3 protein-coding genes are annotated in these 3038 nt (G+C 61.3%); all 3 read left to right on the top strand.

The window, feature by feature from the left end; all coding sequences use genetic code 11:
• The first annotated feature begins 19 nt into the window (after nt 1-19).
• The 3 genes from AC2FI8_RS24475 to folD are packed head-to-tail and all read left to right on the top strand — an operon-like array spanning nt 20 to nt 3002.
• Complete coding sequence (locus tag AC2FI8_RS24475; protein ID WP_058273699.1) at nt 20-1696, top strand: formate--tetrahydrofolate ligase; 1677 nt, start codon at nt 20-22, stop codon at nt 1694-1696.
• A 57-nt stretch (nt 1697-1753) separates the two neighbouring features.
• Nucleotides 1754-2059 (top strand): chorismate mutase, encoded by a 306-nt coding sequence (locus AC2FI8_RS24470; RefSeq protein ID WP_496727554.1) that lies wholly within the window; start codon nt 1754-1756, stop codon nt 2057-2059.
• 52 nt (nt 2060-2111) lie between these two features.
• The gene (gene folD, locus AC2FI8_RS24465; protein ID WP_496781248.1) at nt 2112-3002 is read left to right on the top strand and encodes a bifunctional methylenetetrahydrofolate dehydrogenase/methenyltetrahydrofolate cyclohydrolase FolD; all 891 of its coding nucleotides are present in this window, start codon (nt 2112-2114) and stop codon (nt 3000-3002) included.
• Nucleotides 3003-3038: the final 36 nt, after the last annotated feature.

Genomic DNA, 3038 nt, shown 5'->3' with positions numbered 1-3038 from the left:
CAACCGGGGGTTTTGCCCAATGAGCTATAAATCGGACATTGAAATTGCGCGCGAGGCGCAGAAGAAGCCTATTCAGGAAATCGGCGCTAAGATTGGCATCGATTCTGCTGATCTGCTGCCCTACGGCCATGACAAGGCGAAGGTCAGCCAGGAGTTCATCAACTCGGTCCAGGGTCGCGAAGACGGCAAGCTGGTGCTGGTCACCGCGATCAACCCGACCCCCGCGGGTGAGGGTAAGACGACCACGACCGTTGGTCTGGGTGATGGTCTGAACCGCATCGGCAAGAATGCGATGATCTGTATCCGCGAAGCCTCGCTGGGCCCGAACTTCGGCATGAAGGGCGGCGCTGCAGGGGGCGGGTACGCGCAGGTTGTTCCGATGGAGGAAATGAACCTGCACTTCACCGGGGATTTCCACGCCATCACGTCGGCGCATTCGCTGCTGTCGGCGATGATCGACAACCACATCTACTGGGGCAATGAAGCCGAGATCGATGTACGCCGCGTCGCATGGCGTCGCGTGGTCGACATGAATGACCGCGCCCTGCGTCAGATCACGGCGTCTCTGGGTGGGGTGTCGAACGGCTTCCCGCGCGAAACCGGCTTTGACATCACCGTGGCGTCCGAGGTCATGGCGATCCTGTGCCTGTCCAACGACCTGAAGGATCTGGAAAAGCGTCTGGGTGACATCATCGTGGCCTATCGCCGCGACAAGACTGCTGTTTACTGCCGCGACATCAAGGCCGAAGGCGCGATGACCGTGTTGCTGAAAGACGCGATGCAGCCGAACCTGGTGCAGACGCTGGAAAACAACCCGGCCTTTGTCCACGGCGGCCCCTTCGCCAACATCGCGCATGGCTGTAACTCGGTCATCGCCACCAAGACCGCTTTGAAAGTGGCTGACTACGTTGTGACTGAGGCCGGTTTTGGTGCCGATCTGGGTGCTGAGAAGTTCATGAACATCAAGTGCCGCAAGGCGGGCATCGCGCCGTCTGCAGTGGTGCTGGTTGCCACCGTGCGTGCGATGAAGATGAACGGCGGCGTTGCCAAGGCCGATCTGGGTGCGGAAAACGTCGACGCGGTCAACTCGGGCTGTGCCAACCTGGGCCGTCACATCGAGAACGTGAAATCCTTTGGCGTGCCGGTTGTGGTTGCCATCAACCACTTCGTCACCGACACCGATGCCGAAGTGCAGGCGGTCAGCGACTATTGCGCCGCGCATGGGGTTGAGGCGGTTCTGTCGCGTCACTGGGAACTGGGCTCGGAAGGCTCTGCGCCGCTGGCCGAGAAGGTTGTTGAGATCGTCGAAGGCGGCAGTGCCAACTTCGCACCGATCTACCCCGATGACATGCCGCTGTTCGAAAAGATCGAAACCATCGCCAAGCGTATCTACCGCGCCGACGAGGTTCTGGCCGACAACAAGATCCGCAACCAGCTGCGCGAGTGGGAAGAGGCCGGATACGGCAATCTGCCGGTCTGCATGGCCAAGACGCAGTATTCGTTCTCGACCGACCCCACTTTGCGCGGCGCGCCCACCGGCCATTCGGTTCCGGTGCGTGAGGTACGTCTGAGCGCGGGGGCCGGCTTTATCGTGGTGGTCTGCGGTGAGATCATGACCATGCCCGGTCTGCCACGCAAACCGGCTGCGGAAACCATCTGCCTCAATGACGCAGGTGAGATCGAGGGCTTGTTCTAAGCCGCCGAATAGGACATCTCGTGGTCCGGGGTTTTCCCGGGCCATGAGGAGATCGCGATGCCCACTCTGACACCGCCGCAAGACTGTGCAACGATGCAGGATCTGCGGGTTCAGATCGACAAGCTGGACCGCCAACTGATCGAAATGTTGGTGGCGCGCGCAGGCTACATTGACCGCGCGTCCGAGCTGAAGCCGGGCGAGGGCCTGCCTGCCCGTATCCCGGACCGTGTCGAAGACGTGGTGCACCGCGTGCGCGCAAGCTCGGCCGAGCTGGGAATGGATCCGGATTTGGCCGAAGGACTGTGGCGCATGTTGATTGACTGGTCGATTGCACGTGAGGAACGTGTTCTCGGCCCGGACTGAATGACCGGGCGCTTCACGCGCCCGATCCGTTTTTGAAAGAAGGGATCAAAGGATGGTAGCCCAGGTTATCGACGGCAAGGCCTTTGCGGCCAAGGTCCGTGCGCAAGTGGCCGATCAGGTTGCAAAGCTGAAAGAGGAAAACGGCATCACCCCCGGCCTGGCCGTGGTTCTGGTCGGCGAAGACCCGGCCAGTCAGGTCTATGTCCGCTCCAAGGGCAAGATGACGGTCGAGGTCGGCATGAACTCTTACGAGCACAAGCTGGATGTCGATACCTCGGAAGAGGACCTGCTGGCGCTGATCGACACGCTGAACAACGATCCGGCTGTGCATGGCATTCTGGTTCAATTGCCGCTGCCCAAGCATCTGAACGAGGATCTGGTGATCAATTCAATCGACCCGGCCAAGGATGTGGACGGGTTCCATATCTCGAATGTGGGCCTGCTGGGCACCGGTCAGAAATCGATGGTGCCCTGCACCCCGCTGGGCTGCCTGATGATGCTGCGCGACCACCATGGCTCATTGTCGGGCATGGATGCGGTTGTGATCGGACGCTCGAACATCGTGGGCAAGCCGATGGCGCAGCTGTTGCTGGGCGACAGCTGCACCGTGACCATCGCGCATAGCCGCACCAAGGATCTGCCCGATGTCGTGCGCCGTGCCGACATCGTCGTGGCCGCCGTTGGCCGCCCCGAAATGGTGCCCGGTGACTGGATCAAAGAAGGCGCCACCGTCATCGACGTGGGCATCAACCGCATTGAACGCGACGGCAAGAACAAACTGGTCGGCGACGTCGACTACATCAGCGCCGCCGCACGCGCCGGCGCCATCACCCCGGTCCCCGGAGGTGTCGGCCCCATGACCATCGCCTGCCTGCTGGCCAACACACTCACCGCCGCCTGCCGCGCAAACAAACTCCCAGAACCAGAAGGCCTCACAGCCTGACCTGTTTCGTTAGGGCGCAAAAAATGCGCCCTAACG

It is taken from the genome of Ruegeria sp. CDSB029 (genome assembly GCF_059611125.1).
Note: the sequence above shows the minus strand (reverse complement) of the source record. Positions and strands in the feature narration are given on the sequence as shown.

Coding starts and splice junctions, on each gene's coding strand:
- AC2FI8_RS24475 (WP_058273699.1), top strand. CDS start 20: ATGAGCTATAAATCGGACATTGAAATTGCGCGCGAGGCGCAGAAGAAG.
- AC2FI8_RS24470 (WP_496727554.1), top strand. CDS start 1,754: ATGCCCACTCTGACACCGCCGCAAGACTGTGCAACGATGCAGGATCTG.
- folD (WP_496781248.1), top strand. CDS start 2,112: ATGGTAGCCCAGGTTATCGACGGCAAGGCCTTTGCGGCCAAGGTCCGT.